Raw genomic sequence first — 22152 nt, 5'->3', positions numbered from 1 at the left:
CGTCAGCAAGCTGCAGTGGTTCTACGATGACGCCGGCAACCTGACCCGCGAACATCAGCACTACCTGATGACCGGCGAGCCGATGGTTGCGGTATGGCAGCACGAATACGATGCCCTGAACCAGCGCATTGCCACGGTTCGCCCGGATGGCCACCGGGTCAGCTGGCTGACCTACGGCAGCGGCCATCTGCTGGGGATGACCCTCGACCAGCACGAGATGCTCGCCTACGAGCGCGACGACCTGCACCGCGAAGTGGTGCGCCATCAAGGCAACCACCTGATGCACACACAGCGCTGGGGCAAGACGGGGCTCCCCGAAGAGCAATGGCTCGGCAGCCATGACGGCAAGACCGCCCTGCTCAAGCGTCAGTATGAATACGACCCGGTGGGGCAGTTGACCGATATCCACGACAGCCATCGTGGCCAGCTGGCGTATCAATACGATCCCCTGGGGCGCTTGCCGCAGGCCAACAGCCGCCTCGGTGTTGAAACCTTTGCGTTCGACCCGGCGGGTAACCTGCTGGATGAAACCCAGCAACTCAACCGCCCGCTTGAGCAAGACGCCAGGCGCAACAAGGTGATGGACAACCAGTTGCGATCGTATGCCGGAAGTCATTTCAAGTACGACGGGCGCGGCAACCTGACCCATCGGTTGGCAGACGGTGTCCAGGCGCATTTTACCTGGGACCTGTTCGACCGTTTGGCCAGCTACAACGACGACAAGCTCAAGGTCGAGTACAGCTACGACGCGCTTGGCCGCCGCTTGCATAAACACTCCGTCGCGCACTATTGGAACAAGGCGGAGGCGGGCACCGGCTGGAACGAGATGCAACGTGCCAAGCGCCAGCGTGATCTCGGTTGCGGCTTCACCTTGTTCGGCTGGGATGGCGACACCCTGGCCTGGGAAAGCTCTCCACCACGGGATGAGGGCGACACTGGCCGCACCGTACATTACCTTTACGAACCCGGCAGTTTTGTACCGGTCGCCCAGGCTCTGCGCAACGGCCCGATCCTCCTGCACAAACAGCCAGACTGGAGCCTGCGCGAATACGATTTCGACCAAGACCCGCTGTGGCACACCGAGGTCAAAACGCAGGCCTTCGATGCCATTGCCTGGTACCACTGTGACCATCTGGGCACGCCGCAAGAACTCACCGATGAGCAGGGGGGCGTGGTCTGGAGTGCGAAGTACACGGCGTGGGGGGAAGTGCGTGAGGCGCGTACGGAGCGAGCCAGATTGCAGGGGGTGAGCAATCCGATTCGCTTTCAGGGGCAGTATCAAGACTCGGAAACGGCGCTGCACTACAACCGCTATCGCTATTACGAGCCGAAGATGGCGCGGTACGTCTCTAGGGACCCGATCGGGATGCAGGGTGGGCTGAACGTCTACAGCTATGTGAGTAACACGCCGGCTATGCGAGCGGATCCCCTAGGACTTTTTGGGATGGATATACCGGGGGCCGCGCAACGTGCTTCTTTGGGATCCTGGATGATGCAGAATGGCGAGTCTCCGGAGGAAATTTCCAAAGCGATGGCGCCTCCACCACCTGTGTCGGTGGCTACTTTTGAATGCAAGTCGGGGCTGACAGGAGCGTTAGGTATTGGCTTGTCCGGAAGCATTGCTGTCAACTCGCGTAATGGCATGGGAGCTACCGCTAGTTACCAGACGTCCACGATTGCCGCACGTGCTTCTGCAAGCTGTGGCTTGAGGATCGCAGACCCTAATGCAAAGCCGTTACCGGTCGCGCTAGGGGGAGCAGTGGGGTTAGGGCTTCTCAATATCGAGGCTACCCAGACTTCAACTTATCCTGAAATCTATATCGGCTTTGGGCCGGGTGTTGGTCCAGAAATAAAAGCACCCCTAAATCCTAGTTTAAATGTGGCTTATTGAGGCTTTTGTATGTGTGATGGAATTGATATCTCAAGGAAGTTAATATTTGCACTTTGCATGATTGTGCTTTTTCTGGCCATCGCATACATGGCTACTTATGCGAAAAAGGAGAAAATTGATTTCAATACGATCGACGGATTGTTTGAGGTATATCGGCGCGCGTTTGCGCGCGAGCATAAATTTCTATTCTGGGTAGTACTTATTGGAGTGTATGGGAATACGTTGGTTTTGCTTTTTTCATTTGGGCTTTATTACTGGGGGCTCTCTGAGGGGTGTGTCTTCAAGCTGAGCGGTAGATGGTCAAACCTGTAGGATTCCGGTGTATTACAGGTACTTTGGACTGATGACTTCGGCCGCGTACCCCTGTGGTAAACCGGGTGAGTGCCACAGGGCTTCGACTTCATTGCCTAGTACAACCTTGATCATCTGGGCACCTCAGGATCAAAGTTTAATCAGCAGGGATGTGTTATGTGTTTTTGGCTGAACAGTGTGATTCAAATGTTTTTTTGGGGCTCATTTTTACATTGTTTTTCACGGTTTTTTACGCGAATGTTTACTGCAAGAAAAACGGAATAAACATGAACACGTTTCCAGGTCTCCTTGAGATGTATCGTCGGGTTTTTAGGTTTGAGAACAAAAGGCTTTCCTGAATAGTTCTTTTGACTGTGTATGGTGGGGCGCTTGTTGGGATTTTTATGATGTTTTTGGTTTTTTATGCTAGGTCGCAAGGGTGTGTGGTAGATATGTGGGTTGGCTTTAGTTAGTCATTTAATGGCGCGGCATGTGCGTTATTGCGAACCTAGGGACTCTCCGACCAAGTCAGCACAGGCCATCTCACCTGTGCTGAAATAGCCCTTCGTCCAACTGGCCACGCTATTTGCCCTGTCGAATTTCTGGATGGTACGCCGGCAATTAATGGCTGTAACACTGGGTGCCCTGACGCCCGCCCCGGTGGGACGCCAAGCGTGCGTCGACACAATTGCAGCGCCTAGGAAATCGAGCGCCGCCCGCGCGGCGCATCGCAGGCAAGTCGCAGCGGCGAACCGCAGCTCCCACAGTTTATTTCGGGCCAATTATTCCTGTGAAAGTACCGGCGCCTGCCTTGGCGCAAGGCTTGAGTCAGGTGGGGCTGCAGAGGTGTTCGCCGAGATACCGCGTCAATGAGCGCGACTCACCCCCGCCGCAACCACTCGATAAACTGCGCAAACAACTCCGATTGCGAATTGACCTCCAGCTTCAGATACAGGTTCTTACGGTGCATCCGCACCGTCTCCGGCGAGATCCCCAGCTCATGGGCGGTGGACTTCACCGAATGCCCCTGCAACACCATCTGCGCCACTTCCCGCTCACGCTCGGTCAGCACCCCACAACCAAAGCTGTCGAACGCCGCCTGCACACTGCCCTTCCCCTCCGGCTGCTGCGCCAGCCCATGCCGCGCAAAACGCAGCAGCAGCTCGCGCACCATCGGCTCGACCGCCTGCAGCAGGTGCAACTGCTCGATACCCAGCCGAGCACCGCTGCAGCCTTGGAATAGGCTGAGGGAAATCTTGCTGCCATTGTCCAGGTCGACGATGAAGTAGCTGTCCTCGCTGCAACCGGTTCCCAGGTAGTAGGCCTTGTAGTAGTCGCTGTCGAAGAAGTTGTCCGGGGCGATGTCCTCAAGGTGATAGAACCCCTGGGCCAGGCCCTTCTGCACCGCCAGGCAGAAGGGGTCGAGCAGGTAGCCGGCGGCGAAATAGCGCTCCAGCACCGCCTCGTGGTAACGGTCCGGAATACCCTGCTGGTACAAAAGCTGCGGCGCCTGGGCCTTGCGTTCCAGGCTGATCAGCATCGACTCGGCGCCCACCAGCTGGCTGATGGCGGCCGCCAGCCAGGCCAGCGCATCCGGGCCCTCGCTGTGGGCGAAGGCCTGTTGCAGGGCTGCGTGCCATTGCTGCAGGGCATGAAACGGCAGGCTTATTGTGGTGTTTTCGTGTGCTCGGCTCATGCCCCGCAGTCTACCGGCCGGGGCATGGGCGCGCACCTGTGGCGGCAGGTGGGTCATTGGCCGTGGTACAGCCCCTGCTCGGCCAGCTCCCGCGCGGCATCGAGGATGCAGCTGCGCAGGGTGTCGACGATCTGGTCCACCTGGGCGTGGGTGATGATCAGCGGCGGCGACATCACGTTCAGGTGCATGATCGGCCGCACCAGCAAGCCCTTGGCCTGGGCCCGCACATGGATACGCTCGCCGATGTTCACGTCATCGGGGAACAGCGCCTTGGTCTGCTTGTTGCTCACGAACTCGACACAGGCCATCAGCTTCATGCAGCGCACCTGGCCCACCAGCGGCAGGTCGGCCAGGGTCTGCAACTGCTGCTCCAGGTAGCTGCCGACATCGTTCACATGGGCCAGCAGGTTTTCCCGCTCGATGATCTCGATGTTCTTCAGCGCCGCCACGCAGCACACCGGGTGCCCGCTGTAGGTGAAGCCATGGGTGAAGCAGCGGCCCTTGCCGGGCTCGGCGATCACTTTCCACAGGCGCTCGGAGAAGATGCAGGCGCCCAGCGGCAGGTAGGCCGAGGTCAGGCCCTTGGCGGTGGTGATGATGTCGGGCGTGACGCCGAACAAGGCCTCGGAGGCGAAGAAGGTGCCCAACCGGCCGAACGAGGTCACCACTTCGTCGGCGACGAAGAGGATGTCGTAGGTCTGGCACACCTGCCACATGCGCTGGAAATAGCCCTCGGGCGGGATGATCACCCCGCCCGAGCCCATGATCGGCTCGGCGAAAAAGGCGGCGACGTTGTCGGCGCCCAGCGAGAGAATCTTGTCCTCGAACTCGGCCACCAGGAAGTCGAGGAACTCGGCCTCGTCCATGTCGTCCGCAGCCCGGTAGAAGTTGGGGTTGGACACGTGGTGGATCAGCTCGTGGGCGTAGTCGAACTCCGGCACCCGGTCGGCGGCCTTGTTGCCGATCGACATGGTCAGGCAGGTGGAGCCATGGTAGGCGTTGTAGCGGGCGATCACGTGTTTCTTGTGCGGTTTGCCGCGGCAGTTCTGGTAGTACTGGATCAGCCGGTAGGCGGTGTCCACCGCGGTGGAGCCGCCGGTGGTGAGGAACACATGGTTGAGGTCGCCTGGCGCCAGGCTGGCGAGCTTCTCGCACAGTTCGATGGCCTTGGGGTTGGCCATGTCGGAGAACGGGTTGGAATAGGCCAGCTGGCGCACCTGGTCGGCAATGGCCAAGGCCATTTCCTCACGGCCCAGTCCGATGTTGGTGCACCACATGCCGCCGACGGCATCGAGGAAGCGGTTGCCCTCGGTGTCCTGGATATAGGCGCCTTCACCGGCCTGGATGTTCAGCGCGCCCTGCTCGGCGTGCTCGTCGAACATATGGTAGCCGTGCATGTAGTGGGCCTTGTCGGCCTGCACCAGGCGGTCGTTGTTCGAGGCGTCGGCCAGCTTGCGAATGGGGGTAGCCATGAGCGATTCCTTGTCGAAGCGATACGGTGAAAGGTGTCAGATGCCGGTCTTGACCGTGCTCCAGACCCGGGTGATGGCGCGCATGGCCTGCGGGTCCTGGGCTTTCTGGGTGAACAGGCGTTCGCGGGTCTGGTCGTCGGGGTAGATCGCCGGGTCATTGCGGATATCGGCCTGCACCAGCGGCGTGGCGGCGGCATTGCTGTTGGCGTAGTGGATGTAGTTGGTCACCTCGGCCATGGTCTTGGGTTGCAGCAGGTATTCGATGAAGCGGTGGGCGTTGGCGGCGTGGGGCGCGTCGTTGGGCAGGTAGAGGCTGTCGAACCAGATCAGCGAGCCTTCCTTGGGGATGAAGAACGCCAGGTTGATGTCCTTCTTCGCCTCCACCGCGCGGGCCTGGGCGGTGGCGTAGTCGCCGGACCAGGTCAGGGCCATGCACACGTCGCCGTTGGGCAGGCTGGTGAGGTAGTTCACCGAATCGAACTTCTTGATGAACGGGCGGATGCCCAGCAGCAGGTCCTGGGCCGCCTTGAGGTCCGCTGGGGCGGCGCTTTTCGGGTCTTTGCCGAGGTACTTGAGGGCCAGCGGAATGACTTCGCTGGGGGCATCCATCAGGGTCACGCCGCAGTCGGCGAAGCGCGAGACGATCTTGGGGTCGAACAGCATGGCCAGCGAGCCGATGGGCGCGTCGGGCATGCGCTGCTTGATCTTGTCGACGTTGTAGGTGATGCCCGAGCTGCCCCAGGTGTAAGGCGCCGAATAGAGCATGCCGGGGTCGTAGGCTTGCATGCTCTGCACCACGTGCGGGTCGAGGTTGGCCCAGCTGGGCAGTTGGGTCTTGTCCAGCGGCTGGAACACCTTGGCCTTGATCAGTGGCGGCACCAGGGAAGCATTGAGCATCACCAGGTCGTAGCCGGAGCGGCCGGTAAGCAGTTTGGTCTGCACTGTTTCGTAGCCGTCGAAGGTGTCGTAGATCACCTTGATGCCGGTCTGTTTCTCGAAATCGGCGAGGGTGTTTTCGCCGATGTAGTCGGTCCAGTTGTACAACCTGAGTGTGTTGCCGGTATCTGCCTCGGTCGCCAGGGTGGCGGTGGCGGTGCAGCACAGCAACAGACTGGAAATCACCTTGAATGCCTTGCGCATAGCAACTCCATCGTGTGATCAGGATCGGCTCGGGTGAGCGGATGGGGTAACTATCGGAGGGATTGCGGGTGGGGGCTATAACCCGAATGGGTGGGGGCGATGCGATTTTGTGTCGGGCCAACAAGGCGGACAGCGGAGATGTCACAGGCATAACTGGCCCGAAACAAACTGTGGGAGCTGGCTTGCCAGCGATGCGCCGCGCGGGCGGCGCTCGATCTCATAGGCGCTGCAAGAACACCGGCGGACACCTGGTGGCCCTCACGCGATATCCCGCCATGCACTTGGAGGTCATCACCGAATCCTGGTTTTCCAAGGTCGATGGTGTGACGACCAAGCGCCAGTCTTGAGACCGTATGAGGGCCACCAGGTGCATGCCGGCAGTCTTGCGGCGCTCTCAAGATCGAGCGCCGCCCGCGCGGCGCATCGCTGGCAAGCCAGCTCCCACATCTGTTTCGGGCCAGTCATGCCTGTGAGATAGGCAGCGCCTGCCCTGTTGGCATGGCGCGATTTCTCGGTGCGCGCGGCTATTGCTGTGCCAGGGGATACAGCGCTTCGTCAAATTGCTCGAGACGCGGGAACACCATCGGCAGATCATCCGAAAGCTGCTCCAGCCGCTGCTGGTAACTGCTCAGGAAATCCTTGCGCGCTTCATCACTGATATACGGCACATGCCACGCCACGAACGGCTCCAGCACCTCGAAGCCGACATAGGCCAAGGTACCGCGCAGAATCGGCCGCAGCATATCCTCCAGCGGCCCGTGGATCGCCCCCTCACCAAACATGTGCTCACGCCCGCCCAAGGTCACGGTCACCAACGCCCGCTTGCCCGCCAACCCGCCCTGGTCATAGAAACGCTTGCCGCCGTAGCACACCCCCGACACCAGCACCCGGTCGATCCAGCCCTTGAGCATCGCCGGCGCCGAGAACCAGAAGATCGGGAAGTTCAGCACCAGCAGGTCGGCCCACAGCAGCTTGTCCAATTCCTGCTGGATATCCGGCGCGATGGACCCGCTCTTCACCCCCAGCCGTTGCTCCAGCGCATACACCAGGTACTCCGGGTTTTCCCGGTGGCTGAAGTCTTCGGCGCTGGCCACCGGGTTCCAGCCCATCGCGTACAGGTCACTCACCTGCACCTCGTGGCCCTGGGCGCGGAAGGTCTCGGCCGCCTGGTCACGCAGCGCGGCAGTGAAGGATTGCGGCTCGGGATGAGCGTGAACGATCAGTACTTTCATGGATGTTCCTTAAACGGTTTCCAGGGCAGATTCGGTTTTGCGGGCCGCCAGCAAACGGTCGAGCCAGTCGGGGTCCATCTCCGGCTCGCAGGAGAACAGCAAGCCGGTGTAGTCGCGGTACGGCGGCCGGAAGATCGCTTCGCGGCTGCCATGGTCGACCACCCTGCCCCGCTGCATCACCAGCACCTCGTCGGCGATGGCACGCACGGTGGCGACATCGTGGGTAATGAACAAATAGGCCACGCCCAGCTCGCGCTGGATGCGGTCGAGCAGCTTCAGCACGCCCTCGGCCACCAGTTGGTCGAGGGCCGAGGTCACTTCGTCGCAGATGATCAGTTGCGGCTCGGCTGCCAGCGCCCGGGCAATGCAGATTCGTTGCTTCTGCCCGCCGGACAGTTCGCGTGGCAGCCGATCCATGTACTTGGCCGGTTCCAGGTCGATCATGCGCAGCAGCTCGGCGACCCGCTCGCGCAGCGCCTTGCCCTTCAAACCCAGATAGAAGCTCAGCGGCCGGCCAATGATGTCGACGACGCGCTGGCGTGGATTAAGCGCGGTGTCGGGGATCTGATAGATCATCTGGATGCGCCGCAGCTGCTCCTTGCTGCGCTGGCGATAGTCCGCCGGCAGCGCTTGCCCCTCGTACAGCACCTGGCCCGAGGTCGGCTGCAGCAGGCCGCTGATCAAGCGTGCCGTGGTGCTCTTGCCACTGCCGGACTCACCGATCACCGCCAGCGTCTGGCCGCGATACAGCTTCAGCGAGACATCGTGCAGTACCGGCTGATGACCGTAACTGGCATCGACCTGGCACACCTCCAGCAGCGGTTGTTCATGGCTGGGGCATGCCTTGGCGGACGTATGGAAATTGCGCACCGCCCACAGCGATTGGGTGTAGGCCTGCTGCGGCGCACTGAGCATGGTGCGGGTCTGCGCTTCTTCCACCAGGCTGCCATGGCGCAGCACCATGATACGGTCGGCCATCTGCGCCACTACCGCCAGGTCGTGGCTGATGTACAGCGCGGCACTGCCGAAGGTCTTCACCGCATCGCGAATCGCCGCCAGCACCTCGATCTGGGTGGTGACGTCCAGCGCCGTGGTCGGCTCATCGAAGATGATCAGGTCCGGGTGGCAGGCCATGGCCATCGCCGTCATCACCCGCTGCAACTGGCCGCCGGACAACTGGTGCGGGTAGCGCTGGCCAATGTGCTCGGGGTCGGGCAGGCGCAGGATGCGGTACAGCTCGACCGCCTCGGCCTCGGCCTGGGCGCGGTCGATGCCGCCGTTGATCACCGCGGTTTCCACATGCTGGTCGATCAGCCGGTGCGCCGGGTTGAACGAGGCCGCCGCGCTCTGCGCCACGTAGGCGATGCGCAGGCCGCGCAGCTTGCGCAGGGTGTCGGCGCTGGCCTGGAGCAACTCGATACCATCGAAGCACACGCTGCCGCCGGTGATCCGGCAACCGTCGCGCACATAGCCCATGGCAGCCAGGCCCAGGGTGGACTTGCCGGCCCCGGACTCGCCGATAAGGCCCAGTACCTCGCCGCGCTTCAGGGTCAGGTCGATGCCTTTGATCAGCGGGTGCCAGGCGTTTTCGTAGTGCCCTTCGATACGCAGGTCGCGGATCGTCAACAAGGTGTCTTGGCTCATGTTCAGCACTCCTTCAGGCCACTGGACAGGTGCAGCACCCAGTCGACGACGAAGTTCACGCTCACCGTGATCAACGCCACGGCCAAGGCCGGCAGCAGCGGGCTGACGTCACCGAAGGTGATCAGCACCGCGTTGTCGCGCACCATGCTGCCCCAATCGGCGGTGGGCGGCTGGATGCCCAGGCCGAGGAACGACAAGGCGCTGATGAACAGGAAGACGAAGCAGAAGCGCAGGCCGAACTCGGCAATCAAGGGCGCCGCGGCGTTGGGCAGCACTTCACGGCTGACCAGCCACCACAGCCCCTCCCCGCGCAGCCGCGCGGCCTCGACGAAGTCCTGCACTACCACGTTCATGGCCACCGCCCGCGCCAGGCGGAACACCCGGGTGGCGTCCAGCAGCGCGATCACCAGTACCAGCGAGGTGGCCGTGGTGCCGACCACGCTGAGAATCAGCAAGGCGAAGATCAGTTGCGGGATGGCCATCAGGATGTCCACCACCCGTGACAGGCCCTGGTCGATCCAGCCGCCCTTGATCGCCGCGACCAGCCCGCACAGGCCGCCCAGCAAAAACGCCAGGGTGGTGGTCAGAAAGGCGATGCCCAAGGTATTGCGGGCGCCGTACAGCAGGCGGCTGAACATGTCGCGGCCGAGGTTGTCGGTGCCCAGCAGGAACTCCGGGCCCCAGGGCGCGAAGCCCTCGCCCACCACCTGGGTTTCGCCGTAGGGCGCCAGCAGTGGCGCGAACACCGCCACCAGCAGGTAGGCGACGATCACCAGCAGGCCGAACTTGGCACTCAGGGGTGCGCGCAGCAAAGGTGCGATCAGGCTCATGGTCTACCCCTTCGGGTGCATCAGGCGTGGGTTGCTGGCGATCGACAGCACGTCGGCGCCGGTATTGAGCAGGATGTAGGTGCCGGCGAAGATCAGGCTGCAGGCCTGCACCACCGGGATGTCGCGCTTGGCCACCGAGTCCACCAGCAACTGGCCCAGGCCTGGGTAGACGAACACCACCTCCACCACCACCACGCCCACCACCAGGTACGCCAGGTTCAGCGCCACCACGTTGACGATCGGCGCCAGGGCGTTGGGCAAGGCGTGCCTGAAGATGATCCGCGCAGGCGACACGCCCTTGAGCCGGGCCATCTCGATATAGGGGCTGGCCAGCAGGTTGATCAGCGAGGCGCGGGTCATGCGCATCATCTGCGCGATCACCACCAGGCTCAGGGTCGCCACCGGCAGCAGCGACACCTGCAACACCTCAGCCAGCGACGCCCCCGGCGCCAGGCTGGAGATGCCCGGCAGCCATTCGAGCTTGACCGCGAACACCAGAATCAGGATGTAGGCGACGAAGAACTCGGGGAACGACACCGCGCTCAGCGCACCGGTGTTCAGCAGCCTGTCGAACCAACTGTTGCGGTACAGCGCCGCGAGCATGCCCAGCAGCAACGCGGTGGGCACCGAGAACAGCGCCGCCAGCAGGGCCAGGCTGAAGGTGTTGCCCAGCCGCGCACCGACCAGCTCGACGATGGGCCGCTGGTTGGCCAGGGACACGCCCAGGTCGCCGTGCAGCAGGCGCCAGGCCCACTGCACGAAGCGCTGCACGGGCGACAGGTCCAGCCCCAGTTGGGCGCGGAACGCCGCCACGGTTTCCGGGGTGGCCGACTGGCCGAGCATGGCCTGGGCGATATCGCCCGGGAGCATGCCGACGGCCAGGAAGATCACCACCGACACCGCAAACAGCGACAGCAGGCCCAGGGCCAGGCGCTGCATCAGTAACTTGCCAAGGGTATTCACCATTGCACTCCTTCAACGCACGGGAAGTTCAGGCCTGCCACCAGCGCTCGATCACCCGCAGGCCATCGAGTTCGCCGTAGGGCGCGGTCTGCCCGCCATGTACCACCCGGCTCGAGCGTGCGGCCACGGAACTGGCGAACAGCGGCACGATTGCCCCGCCATCGTCGCGGCACAGCGCCTGCATCTCGTTGTACATCTCGCGGCGCAGCGTCTCGTTCATCTCGCCGCGTGCGGCGTTGAGCAGCTGGTTGAAGCGCGGGTTGTCCCAGTGGGTCTCGTTCCACGCCGCGCCCTTGGCGTAACCAATGCTGAACATACGGTCGGCGGTCAGGCTGGAGTACCAGAACGAGGTGGTGAAAGGTTGTTTCATCCAGACATTGGAGAAGAACCCATCGGCCGGTTCGCGCACCACGTCGATGTCGATCCCGGCCTGGCGCGCCTGCTCCTTGAACAGCACCGAGGCATCCACCGCGCCGCTGTAGGCAGCATCGGAGGCCTGCAGGCGCACCTTGAGGCTGTCCATGCCGGCCTGACGCAGATAGAAGCGCGCCTTGTCCGGGTCGTAGGCACGCTGTTCCAGGGCCGGGTTGATGAAGCGGTTGGCCGGCTGCAGCGGGTGGTCGTTGCCGACCTGGCCGTAGCCATACAGCACCGAGGCCAGCAGCGCCTCGCGGTCGACCGCGTGCTTGAGGGCCAAGCGCACGTTGTTGTCCTTGAACTGTGCGCTGTCGGTGAGCATCGGGAAGGTGTAGTGCTGGGCGCCCTTGGTTTCCTCGATCACCAGCTTCGGGTTGCGCTTGAGCAAGGCCACGGTCTTGAGGTCGACTTTGTTGATCACATCGACCTTGCCGGTAACCAGCGCGTTGACCCGCGCGGCGCCATCGGCGATGGCCAGCAGTTCGGCGCTGGCGAAGTGCGCCCTGCCGGGTTTCCAGTAGTCGGGGCTGCGCTCCAGGTCCATGCGTACGCCAGGCTCGAAGCCCTTGATGCGGTAGCCGCCGGTGCCGATGCCGGCCTGCCAGTCGGCCAGGCCGTCCTTGGCGGGCATGATCACCAGGTGGTAGTCGGCGACCACGTAGGCGAAGTCGGCGTTGCCCGAATGCAGCTCGAACACCACGGTGTCGGGGGCGCTGGCGTGAACCTGGGCGACATCGCCCAGTACGGTCTTGGCGGCGGAGGTGGATTTTTCGCCCAGGTGGTGCTGGATCGAGGCGACCACATCGTCGGCGCTGAGGGTCTTGCCGTTGTGGAAGGTCACGCCCTGACGCAGGGTGAAGGTCCAGGTTTTCGCGTCCGGGCTCGATACCCAGCGCTCGGCCAGCTCAGGGATGGCGGTGCCGTCCACGGCGATTTCGGTGAGGGTGTTGTACACCGCCGAGAAGCCGATGAAGGTGAAGGTGTCGACCCATGAGCCTGGGTCCTTGGAGTCGGTGGTGCTGCCCCCCGCCAGGCCCAGGCGCAGGGTGCCACCGGGTTTTGGCGTGGCATCGGCAGCATGCCCGCTCAGTGGCAGACCGAGGGAAAACGCCCCGGCGATGGCCGCGGCGGCGGCGCTGTATTTCAGGAAGTCCCGGCGCGGCAAGCCGCCGTCGAGAATGGTCTGAGGTCTGTTCTTGTTGTTATCGCTCATGCATGTGCCCCTGTTGAACCGCAAGGAATTGTTGTTCGGTCAAAGCGGAGTGCGTAGAAGCTGTGTATTATTTGTAATTGTTACCGTAACAAATACATTAGCGGCACGACAAGCTGTTTTCCAAGGGCCCGAGCAGGGCACTTTTCATCGTGTAACATGAGCGTTTTCGCAGGGAGCCACTTCCTCCATGAGCCAGTCGACCCGCCTGATCACGGCTTCGTACATTCTCTCGTTCGTGGCGGCCAATGCCCCGCAGAAGCTGCGCACCGAGACCATCGCCAAGTGGGTGAAAGTGCACCCCACCCGAGTGCGCGGGCTGGTGTCGCAGATGGTCAAGGCCGATATCCTCACCTCGTACCGCGGCGCCCAGGGCGGCGTGACCCTGGCCCGCCCGCCGCAGCAGATCACCCTGCGTGAGGTGTATGACGCGGTGCAGGAAAGCTCGCTGATCGCCGAGAAGATCGACAACCCGTTTGCCGGGATGGAGGATCACTGCAAGGTGTTCGAGGTGTTCACCCGGTTGTTTGCGATGTTGGAGCAAAACATGCGGTTGGACTTGGGGACGATCACGGCGGATCAGTTGTTCGTGGCGTTTGATACGCCGCAGGAGCAGGTTGGTTGATAGCGCTGGCGCTCTGCGCCAGATCGCGGGGCAAGCCCGCTCCCACGCTGTGGATTAGCCACACCAATCCAACCTTTGGGAGCGGTCCACCTCGTGGGAGCGGGCTTGACCCGCGAAGGGGCCCTCAGAGCTGGATTGCCTTCACTTCGACAAACTCACCCAACCCCTCCTCCCCCCATTCACGCCCATTGCCCGACTGCTTGTACCCCCCAAACGGCGCCTGGTAATTGAATGCCCCACCATTGACGAAGCACTGCCCCGCGCGCAGCTGTCGCGCCAGTTGCAGCGCCTTGTCCCGGCTGCCGGCCCATACCGCGCTGGACAACCCGAACGGCGAATCATTGGCCAGCGCAATCGCCTCGGCCTCGTCGGCATAGGGGATCAGGCACAGCACCGGCCCGAAAATCTCCTCCTGGGCGATGCGCATACGGTTGTTTACATCGGCAAACAGCGTCGGCGGCACGTAGAACCCGCGCTCGAAGCCCGGCGCCGTTTCACCGCCGCACAGCAGCCTTGCGCCCTCCTCCTGGCCGACACGGATGTATTCCTGCACCGTACGCCGCTGCCCTGCCGAACACATCGGTCCAAGGAAGCTGCGCGGATCCTGCGGGTCACCCATCACCAGCCCACGCACCTCGTCCACGGCGATCTCCAACGCCTCGGCATAGCGCGACGCCGGCAACAGCATTCGGGTCAGCGCGGTGCAGGTCTGCCCCGAATTGATCATCACGTCCTGCACGCCATAACGCACTGCCGCGTCCAGGTCGGCATCGGCGCCGATCAGCAGCGGCGACTTGCCGCCCAGCTCCAGGCACACTCGCTTCACCGACGGCGCCGCCGCCTGGGAGACACGCACGCCCGCGCCGGTGGATCCGGTGAACGAGACCATGTCCACCTGCGGGTGCCGCGCCAAGGCCTCGCCCACTTTCGACCCCGGCCCGCTGACCAGGTTGAACACCCCGGCCGGTAAGCCGATAGCCTCGATCATCTCGGCCAGCACAAAGGCATGCAGCGGCGTTTCCTGGCTGGGCTTGACCACCACGGTACAACCGGCCGCCAAGGCCGGCGCCAGCTTGCCGATCAGCTGATGCAGCGGGTAGTTCCACGGGTTGATGAACGCGCACACGCCCACCGCCTCGCGGTACACCAGCGAGTTGCCGACCTCGCGCACCTGGTCCATCAACCCGGCCAGCTCTATGTACTGCTCAAGCCCAGCGATCGGCCCGTCCACCTGCACCGGCCGGCACCACTGCACCGGCATGCCCAGCTCGGAGGTGATCACCGCGGCCATCTCGTCGGCGCGGGCCTTGAGCTGATCGACCAAGGCACGAATGTACCCGGCGCGCACGCTGGAAGGTGTTCGTGACCAGTCGGCAAACGCCCGGCGTGCCGCCTGCACCGCCCGCTCCACATCCTCTTCATTGCCCAGCGGCACCTTGCCGGCGACCGTTTCGCTGGCCGGGTCGATCACCTCGGCCATGCCCTGCCCCACCGGCTGCTGCCAGCGGCCATCGATGAACAAGCGGCTGTACTCACGCATTGCGTTGCGCCTCCATCAGCTCGCCGGCACACAGCACGATACGCCGGCAGGCTTCGCGCAAAGGCTCTGCCCCTAGCACCAGGCCCAGGCGGATATGCCCGGCCGCGCTCGGCCCGAAGGCCTCACCGGCCAACACCGAAACCCCATGCAGATCGAGCAGGCGGTTGGAAAAATCCTGTGCACTCAGCCCGGTCTCGCGGATATCGACCATCACGAACATCCCGCCATCGGGCTTGAGCGCGCGCACACCCGGGCAATCCGCCAGGCTCGCGCACACTAGGTCGCGGCGCTGGCGGTAGGCGTCACGCATCGCGTCCAGTTCCGGCAGCTCCTGCTCCAGCGCAGCCACCGCGGCGTCCTGGATGAAGTCCGGCGAGCCGTACAGCATGCACAGCGCCAGGTTCTCCAGGTGCCCGGCCAGGGCCGGCGAACCCACCACCCAGCCCACCCGCCAGCCGGTCATGGCATGGGACTTGGACAGGCTGTTGAGCGTCGCCGTGCGCTCGGCCATACCCGGCAGACTGGCGGGGCTGATGTGCTCGCCGTTGAACAACAGCTCGCTGTAGACCTCGTCGCTGATCAGCCACAGATCATGGCCGATGCACAGTTCGGCCAGCGCTTCCCAAGTGCTGCGCGGCAGGCTGGCGCCGGAGGGGTTGTGCGGGCTGTTCAGCGCCAGGGCGCGGGTACGCGGGGTGATTCGCGCAGCCACATCCTCGGGCTGCACACGAAAGCCATGCTCCGGGCGTACGGGCACTGGTATCACTTTCGCCCCACAGGCGCCGAAGACTGCTTCGTAGGTGACATACATCGGCTCGGCGACGATGACTTCATCGCCCGGCTCCAGCACGCACTGGGCCACGCAGAACAGCGCGCACTGCGCGCCCGCCAGCACCGTCACCTGGTCGGCCGTCACCGCCTGGCCACTGCGCTGCCGGTGCCGCCGGGCGATGGCCTCGCGCAGGCTGCGCTTGCCACGCACATCGGCGTAATGGGTGTTGCCGGCCTGCAGGCTGTCCATCGCGGCCTGAACGATAGGCGCCGGCGTGTCGAAATCCGGGTCGCCCACCGACAGCAGCAGTACGTCGCGGCCCTGTTCGAGCATGGCCAGGGCGCGGTAGTGGATCTCCCAGGCGGCAGCGCCGTCACCGGCGATCCGTTGGGTCAGGGAAGAAAAACGCATGGCAAGTATCCTGTTGTGCGGGATGGGCTCAGCGCGCGCAGGCGTGCTTGAGCTCGATCAGGGTCACGCCGTTGCGGGCGAAGCCGCCGCGCAGGTCCCGTTGCAGTTCATCGAGGCTTTGCGGCTGGGCGACCGTGCAGCCGAAGGCGCGGGCCAGGCCTGCGAAGTCCGGGTTGCGCGGCAGCACGCCGATGGGCTCGATGTCCAGGTTGAGCATGTCGTCGCGGATCTGCCCCAGCGCGTCGTTGTTCCACAGCAGCACCACCAGCGGGCGGTCCAGCTCTTCGACGGCAGTGGCCAGTTCCTGGGCGGTATAGAGGAAGCCGCCGTCGCCCACCAGCACCAGGCCTGGGCGCTCGTTGCTGGCGAACATGCCGCCGATGCCCGCCGGCAGGCCGTAGCCGAGGGTGCCGTAGCCGGTCGGGTGCAGCCAGCTGCGCGGCGCCCGGCTGTTGAACACGTAGTTGCCGGTGTAGGCCAGCTGGGTCATGTCGGTGCTGATGAAGGCGTTGTCCGGCAACTCGGCGGCGATGCGGTCGAGGATGGCCTGGTGCAGCGCCTGCAACGGACCGTGGCTGGCCTGCACGGCGCTGCGCAGCGTGGCCACCGAGACGCTGGCCGCCGTGGCATCGCGCACGCTGTCCGGCAGCTGTTCGAGCAGCGCAGCCACGGTCTGCCGGGCATCGCCATGCAGCGCCACTGTGCAGGGATAGAAGTCGTTGAACTTGCGCGGGTCGATATCCACCCGCAGCAGCTCGCCGTTCAATGGCAGGCGCTCGCGCCAGAAGTCGGTGTCGGCCATTTCGGTACCAACCGCCAGCACCACGTCGGCCTGGGCGATCAGCTCCCAGCCGGGCTCGACGCACAGGCTGGAGCCGGCGTTGAGCGGCGAGTCCAGGGGCGCCAGGCCCTTGCCGGCCACGCTGGTGAAGAACGGCGCGGCCAGGCGCTTGCTCAGCAGTTGCAGCTCGGTCGCGGCACTCAGCGCGCCCCCCCCGGCAATGATCATCGGGCGTTTGGCCGCTGCCAGCTTGCTGGCCGCCAGCTCCACGCATTCAAGGTTCGCCGGGCCGCGCCCGGGGCGGCGCACCACATCAAAGCTCCAGTCCCGCGCCACGGGCGCCGCCAACACATCCAGCGGCACCGAGATATGCACCGGACGCGGCCGTTCGCTGTCGAACACCGCATAGGCGCGGGCGATCAGCTCCGGCAGGTCCTCGGCCTTCAGTGCCACCGCCGAGAACGCGGTGATCGGCGCGGTCATGGCGCGCTGGTCCTGGGTCTCGTGCAGGCAACCCCAGCCTTTGCCCAGGCTGGCCGTGTGGTTGACGCTGGAGATCACCAGCATCGGGATCGAGTCGGCGTAGGCCTGGCCAATGGCGGTGGCGGCGTTGGTCACGCCGGGGCCGGTGATGATGAAGCACACCCCCGGCTTGCCGCTGACCCGCGCATAGCCGTCGGCCATGAAGCCGGCGCCCTGCTCGTGGCGAGTGAGCACATGGCGGATGCCGCTGCCGGGCAGGCCGCGGTACAGCTCCAGGGTGTGCACGCCGGGGATGCCGAAGACGGTATCGACGCCGTAGTTGGCCAGCAGGCGCACCAGCGCCTGGCCACCGGTCAGTGTGTTGTTCGTCATGTTCAAATCCTCACGCCTGGCCGAGGCGGATCAAGGCATCGACCGCGGTGGTGCCGGTGGCACCGACCATCAATGGGTTCACATCCAGCTCCAGCAGCTGGCTGGCGTTCTCGCAGGCGTAGTCGGCCACCGCGCGGATGGCGGCGACCAGCGCGTCCAGGTCCGCCGCCGGTTTACCGCGAAAGCCCTGCAGCAAGGCGGCGCTGCGCAGGCCGAGCACGGCGTTGCGGATGGCGCCGTCGGTGGTCGGCAACAGCAGGCTCTTGCTGTCCTTGAGCAGCTCGACGAGGATGCCGCCGGCACCGATCACCAGCGCCAGGCCGAAGTCCGGCTCGCGCTTGATGCCGACGATCAACTCGGCCAGCGGTGCGCTGGCCATGGGTTCGAGCAGCACCTGGTCGAAGGCGACGCCGGGGGCGTAGGCGGCGATGCGCGTGCGCATGTGTTCCAGCGCCCGGCTCAGGGCCGCTTCATCACCCAGGTGCAGCGCCACGGCGCCGGCTTCGGTCTTGTGCGGCAACTGCGCACTGACGGCCTTGAGCACCAGCGGGAAGCCGACCTTGCGCGCATCGGCCAGTGCCTGCTGCGGGCTGCTCAATACGCCGTTCGGCACGGGCAGGCCAAAGCCACGCAGGGCCTGCTTGGACTGCCACTCATCAAACAGATGGCTGTCACTGCCCAGGGCCTGCGGGCACAGCGGCACCAGCGCCGATTCACCCAGGGCCAGCAGCGCCTCGCGCTGTTGCGCATAGCGGGCCACCCGCCCCCAGGCTGCAAGGCCATCCTCCACCCCTTGCAACGCCGGTACGCCGGCTGCGTGCAAACGCTCGCGGGCGCTGGCCGGCAGCAGTTCGGGGAAGGCAGAGGTGACGAAGCCGGTCTTGCCATGGCGCTGCAGCGCCTCGCAGAACAGCCCCAGCAGCAGGTCGCATTCCTTGCGTTCGCCAGTGAACTCGGCGGGGTAATCCAGCACCAGCATGGCCGCGTCGGCGTCGCTGCGCAGGGCACTGTCGAGCATGCGCTGCTTGGCTGGGCCGTCGCCCCAGATGGCCGTGGTGAAGTCCAGCGGGTTGACCAGGTTAGCGTAGGCCGGCAGCACCTGGGCCAGTTCGTCGACCTGACTGCTGTCCAAGGCAGGCAGACGCAGCTGGTTGCTTTCGCTGTAGTCGGCGATCAGGCCGGCATCTCCCCCCGAGCAGGCCAGGGCAATCAGGCTGTCGCCCTTGGGCAAGTTGCCGCAGGCGGCGGCCTTGAGGGTTTCGACGAAGCTCACCGGGCCGCTGACACGGATCACCCCAAGGCGCTCGAACAGGCTGTCGTACAGGGCGTCGGAGCCGGACAGCGAGCTGGTATGGCTCAACGCCAATTCAGCGCCGATCTGCGACACGCCGGTCTTCAGCGCGATGATCGGGATGCCCTTGTGCAGCGCCTTGTGCGCGGCGCGGGCAAAGCCCGGCACGTTCTTCAAGCCTTCCAGGTGCAGGCCGATGGCCGTGACCCGTGGCTCGTCGAGCAGCACATCCATCAGCTCGGCGATGCCCAGCTGGGCCTGGTTGCCGACCGAGGCCATGTAGGCCACCGGCAGCGAACGGTCGCTCATGGACAGGTTGTAGGCAAAGTTGCCGCTCTGGGTCAGCACCGCCACGCCCTTGTCCACCGCCTTGCCGCCGTGGGCCACGGGCCACAGGGCGGCGCTGTGCAGGTAGTCGAGCAGGCCGTAGCAGTTGGGCCCGAGCAGGGCCATGTCGCCGGCGGCGGCCAGCAGTTGCTGTTGCAGGGCCTGGCCTTCGGCGCCGCTTTCGGCGAAGCCCGAGGCATAGCAGATCGCCCCGCCCGCGCCCTTGGCGGCCAGTTCGCCGACGCAGGCCAGGGTCAGTTCGCGGTTGGTGGCGATGAACACCGCGTCCGGCGCACTGGGCAGCTCGGCCACGCTGCGCACGCAAGGCACGCCGTCGATGCTGTCGTGCTGCGGGTTCACCAGCCACAGCTGGCCCTGGTAGCCACCGTCGGCGCAGCGCTTGAGTGCGCGGGCCATGCTGCGCCCGCCGATGAAAGCCAGGTGCCGGGGCGCCAGCAGGCGCTTGAGGTTGTCACGAATGGCGTTGGACATGACGAGGCTCCGGTCAGCGCAGCAGCGGGCGCAGCAGTTCGCGGGAGATGATGTGGCGCTGGATCTCCGAGGTGCCTTCCCAGATCCGCTCGATCCGCGCGTTGCGCCAGATCCGCTCCACCGGGCCTTCGTCCATCAGGCCCATGCCGCCGTAGATCTGCACGGCCTCGTCGGCGACTTTGCCCAGCACTTCGCTGGCGAACAGCTTGGCCATGCCGGCCTCGCCGTCGGTCATGCTGCCCTGGTCCATCTTCCAGGCGGTGTGCAGGGTCAACAGCTCGGCGGCGCGGATCTGCGTGGCCATGTCGGCCAGCTTGAACGACACCCCCTGGTAACTGCCGATCGCCTGGCCGAATTGCTTGCGGTCGGCCGCCCATTGCAGCGACGCATCCAGCGCACGCTGGGCCTGGCCTACGCAGTTGGCGGCGACCATCACCCGGCCTGCGGTCAGCCAGGCGTTGGCCACTTCCCAGCCCTTGCCGACTTCACCGAGCACCTTGCTGGCCGGCACGCGGCAGTCGTCGAAGAACATCTCGTAGGTGTGGTAACCGCGGTTGCTCACGCATTTCGGGCCGCGGCGGATGGTCATGCCCGGGGTGTCGCGGTCGACCAGGAAGGCGGTCACCGCGTTGCGCTTGCGGCCGTTGTGCTCATAGGTGTCGGTGACGGCGAAGACGATGGCGAAGTCGGCGTGCCCGGCATGGCTGATGAAGTGCTTGCTGCCGTTGAGCACGAAGTCGTCGCCCTCGCGCAGGGCGCGGGTCTTGATGGCGTTGGCGTCGGAGCCCGCGCCCGGCTCGGTCAGGGCGAAGCAGTCGATCTTCTCGCCCTGGATGCACGGCAGCAGGTAGTCGTCGATCTGCTGGCCGGTGCAGGCCATGAGGATCTTCGAGGGCCGCGCAACGAACACATGCAGCGCCCAGGAGACTTTCGACAGCTCGCGCTCGATCAGCGCCTGGGACAGGTAGTCGAGGCCGCCGCCGCCCACTTCCTCGGGCATGTTGAAGGCGTAGAAACCGGCGGCGATGGCCTTGCCGCGGATCTGCGCGGCGAGTTCGGGAGAGACTTCATCGGCGCGGTCCACGGCTTCTTCATGGGGCAGCAGCTCCTTGGCAACGAAGCTGCGTACGGCATCCACCAACATTTCTTGTTCTTGGGTCAGTTGGAAATTCATGGCCTGTTCCTGGGTAACCGGGGGAAAGAGGGAGTGCTTATTTGCCGATAAAGCGTGGCGCGCGTTTTTCGCTGGCGGCGCGCAAGGCCTCGGCGCCGTCTTCGCTGCGCCCGCAAAGCAGGCCGGCGGCCAGTTCCGCGCCGAGCTGTTCGGCCAGGCTGCGCTGGGCGCCGTCACGGATCAGGCGCTTGGTCTGGGCATGGGCGAAGGTCGGGCCCTGGGCCAGGCGCGCTGCCAGTTCGGCGGTGGCCGTGGCCAGTTGCTCGTCGGCGACCACTTCACCCACCAGGCCGGCGGCCAGGGCACGCTCGGCGCCCCACAGTTCGTCGAGGAACAGCAGGCGCTTGGCCTGTTCGCTGCCGATCAGCCGTGGCAGGTGCCAGCTGGCGCCGGCGTCCGGCGAGTAGGCCATGCTGGTGTAGCCGGCCTTGAAGCGGGCGGATTGCGCGGCCAGGCGCAGGTCGCAGCACAGCGACAGGTCCATGCCGGCGCCGACGGCGGTGCCGTTGATGGCGGCGATGGTGGGTTTGTCGAGGCTGTGCAGGCACTGCATCAGGGCGTGGGCGGTTTCGGTCCAGCCGTAGGTTTCCAGGGCGCCGCGGGCTTCGGCCTCGGCCCATTCGGCCAGGTCGGCACCGGCACAGAAGCTGCGGCCCGTGCCGGTCAGCACCACCACGCGCACGGCCGGGTCGCTGTTGCAGGTTTCCAGGGTGGCGTGCAGGTGTTTGAGGGTCGGGATGTCCAGGGCGTTGCGCTGGTCAGGGCGGTTCAGGGTGATCCAGGCGACGCCGGCTTCAACCTGGATGAGTAGGGACGACGGAGCAGTCATGACGGGCCTCGGATTGTTGTGATTGTGCTGAGGGGGGTGACTTGAGGGTCATGCTAAACGAGTGTTCAACAAGGAGGCAATTGGGGGATATCGCGGTGTTACAACTTCGAACAAGTGGGGGGAAATCAGGGGGAAAAGCAGGATCGCGTTTGGGCTACAAGGTGCATGGCGACAGGGTTTCAGCGCCTATGAGATCGAGCGCCGCCCGCGCGGCGCATCGCTGGCAAGTCGCGGCGGCGAACCGCAGCTCCCACATCTGTTTCGGGCCA

16 protein-coding genes are annotated in these 22152 nt (G+C 64.7%); 2 read left to right on the top strand and 14 right to left on the bottom strand.

The window, feature by feature from the left end; translation table 11 throughout:
* Positions 1-1891, top strand: a 1891-nt coding sequence (locus F6X61_RS05675) for an RHS repeat-associated core domain-containing protein (protein ID WP_178125778.1), incomplete at its 5' end; no start/stop codon positions are given.
* A gap of 1171 nt (positions 1892-3062) precedes the next feature.
* On the opposite strand, the gene F6X61_RS05670 is transcribed toward F6X61_RS05675, so the two are convergent.
* The 8 genes from F6X61_RS05670 to F6X61_RS05635 all read right to left on the bottom strand — a co-directional run bounded on the left by F6X61_RS05670 (position 3063) and on the right by F6X61_RS05635 (position 12789).
* Positions 3063-3878 (bottom strand): helix-turn-helix transcriptional regulator, encoded by an 816-nt coding sequence (locus tag F6X61_RS05670; protein WP_178125777.1) that lies wholly within the window; start codon positions 3876-3878, stop codon positions 3063-3065.
* 53 nt (positions 3879-3931) lie between these two features.
* A complete protein-coding gene (locus F6X61_RS05665; RefSeq protein ID WP_153785763.1) occupies positions 3932-5350 on the bottom strand; it encodes an aminotransferase in 1419 nt (472 codons plus the stop codon).
* A gap of 36 nt (positions 5351-5386) precedes the next feature.
* Entirely contained in the window at positions 5387-6490 is a 1104-nt protein-coding gene (locus F6X61_RS05660) for a polyamine ABC transporter substrate-binding protein (protein ID WP_153785762.1), read from the bottom strand.
* Between the two features lie 524 nt (positions 6491-7014).
* On the bottom strand, positions 7015-7722 hold the full coding sequence (locus F6X61_RS05655; RefSeq protein WP_153785761.1) for an NAD(P)H-dependent oxidoreductase: 708 nt from the start codon (positions 7720-7722) through the stop codon (positions 7015-7017).
* Positions 7723-7731: 9 nt separating this feature from the next.
* The gene (locus tag F6X61_RS05650; RefSeq protein ID WP_153785760.1) at positions 7732-9366 is read right to left on the bottom strand and encodes an ABC transporter ATP-binding protein; all 1635 of its coding nucleotides are present in this window, start codon (positions 9364-9366) and stop codon (positions 7732-7734) included.
* 2 nt (positions 9367-9368) lie between these two features.
* Positions 9369-10196 carry an ABC transporter permease gene (locus F6X61_RS05645; RefSeq protein WP_153785759.1) on the bottom strand — a complete coding sequence of 276 codons (828 nt, stop codon included), beginning with the start codon at positions 10194-10196 and terminating at the stop codon, positions 9369-9371.
* A 3-nt stretch (positions 10197-10199) separates the two neighbouring features.
* Positions 10200-11159, bottom strand: a complete 960-nt coding sequence (locus tag F6X61_RS05640) for an ABC transporter permease (protein ID WP_153785765.1) — start codon at positions 11157-11159, stop codon at positions 10200-10202.
* Between the two features lie 28 nt (positions 11160-11187).
* Entirely contained in the window at positions 11188-12789 is a 1602-nt protein-coding gene (locus F6X61_RS05635; protein ID WP_153785758.1) for an ABC transporter substrate-binding protein, read from the bottom strand.
* Between the two features lie 187 nt (positions 12790-12976).
* On the opposite strand from F6X61_RS05635, the gene F6X61_RS05630 reads away from it, so the two are divergent.
* Positions 12977-13411: an Rrf2 family transcriptional regulator gene (locus tag F6X61_RS05630; RefSeq protein ID WP_110992875.1), complete on the top strand. Its 435-nt coding sequence runs from the start codon at positions 12977-12979 to the stop codon at positions 13409-13411.
* Positions 13412-13535: 124 nt separating this feature from the next.
* Here F6X61_RS05630 and F6X61_RS05625 read toward each other — a convergent pair whose 3' ends face one another.
* Genes F6X61_RS05625 through F6X61_RS05600 form a run of 6 tightly spaced genes read right to left on the bottom strand, consistent with a single transcriptional unit; the run spans position 13536 to position 21883 of the window.
* The gene (locus tag F6X61_RS05625; RefSeq protein ID WP_153785757.1) at positions 13536-14951 is read right to left on the bottom strand and encodes an aldehyde dehydrogenase family protein; all 1416 of its coding nucleotides are present in this window, start codon (positions 14949-14951) and stop codon (positions 13536-13538) included.
* Positions 14944-16134 (bottom strand): pyridoxal phosphate-dependent aminotransferase, encoded by a 1191-nt coding sequence (locus F6X61_RS05620; RefSeq protein ID WP_153785756.1) that lies wholly within the window; start codon positions 16132-16134, stop codon positions 14944-14946. Before F6X61_RS05620 ends, F6X61_RS05625 begins: the two co-directional genes overlap by 8 nt.
* 28 nt (positions 16135-16162) lie before the next feature.
* Positions 16163-17770, bottom strand: a complete 1608-nt coding sequence (locus F6X61_RS05615) for a 5-guanidino-2-oxopentanoate decarboxylase (RefSeq protein ID WP_153785755.1) — start codon at positions 17768-17770, stop codon at positions 16163-16165.
* A gap of 10 nt (positions 17771-17780) precedes the next feature.
* A complete protein-coding gene (locus F6X61_RS05610) occupies positions 17781-19880 on the bottom strand; it encodes an acetate--CoA ligase family protein (RefSeq protein WP_153785754.1) in 2100 nt (699 codons plus the stop codon).
* 13 nt (positions 19881-19893) lie between these two features.
* On the bottom strand, positions 19894-21054 hold the full coding sequence (locus F6X61_RS05605; protein ID WP_110992870.1) for an acyl-CoA dehydrogenase family protein: 1161 nt from the start codon (positions 21052-21054) through the stop codon (positions 19894-19896).
* Between the two features lie 37 nt (positions 21055-21091).
* Positions 21092-21883 carry an enoyl-CoA hydratase/isomerase family protein gene (locus F6X61_RS05600; RefSeq protein ID WP_153785753.1) on the bottom strand — a complete coding sequence of 264 codons (792 nt, stop codon included), beginning with the start codon at positions 21881-21883 and terminating at the stop codon, positions 21092-21094.
* Positions 21884-22152: the final 269 nt, after the last annotated feature.

Origin of the sequence: Pseudomonas sp. EMN2 (assembly GCF_009650555.1) — a bacterium.
GTDB classification, from domain to species: Bacteria; Pseudomonadota; Gammaproteobacteria; order Pseudomonadales; family Pseudomonadaceae; genus Aquipseudomonas; species Aquipseudomonas sichuanensis.
This window is presented reverse-complemented; position numbering and strand designations above follow the sequence as displayed.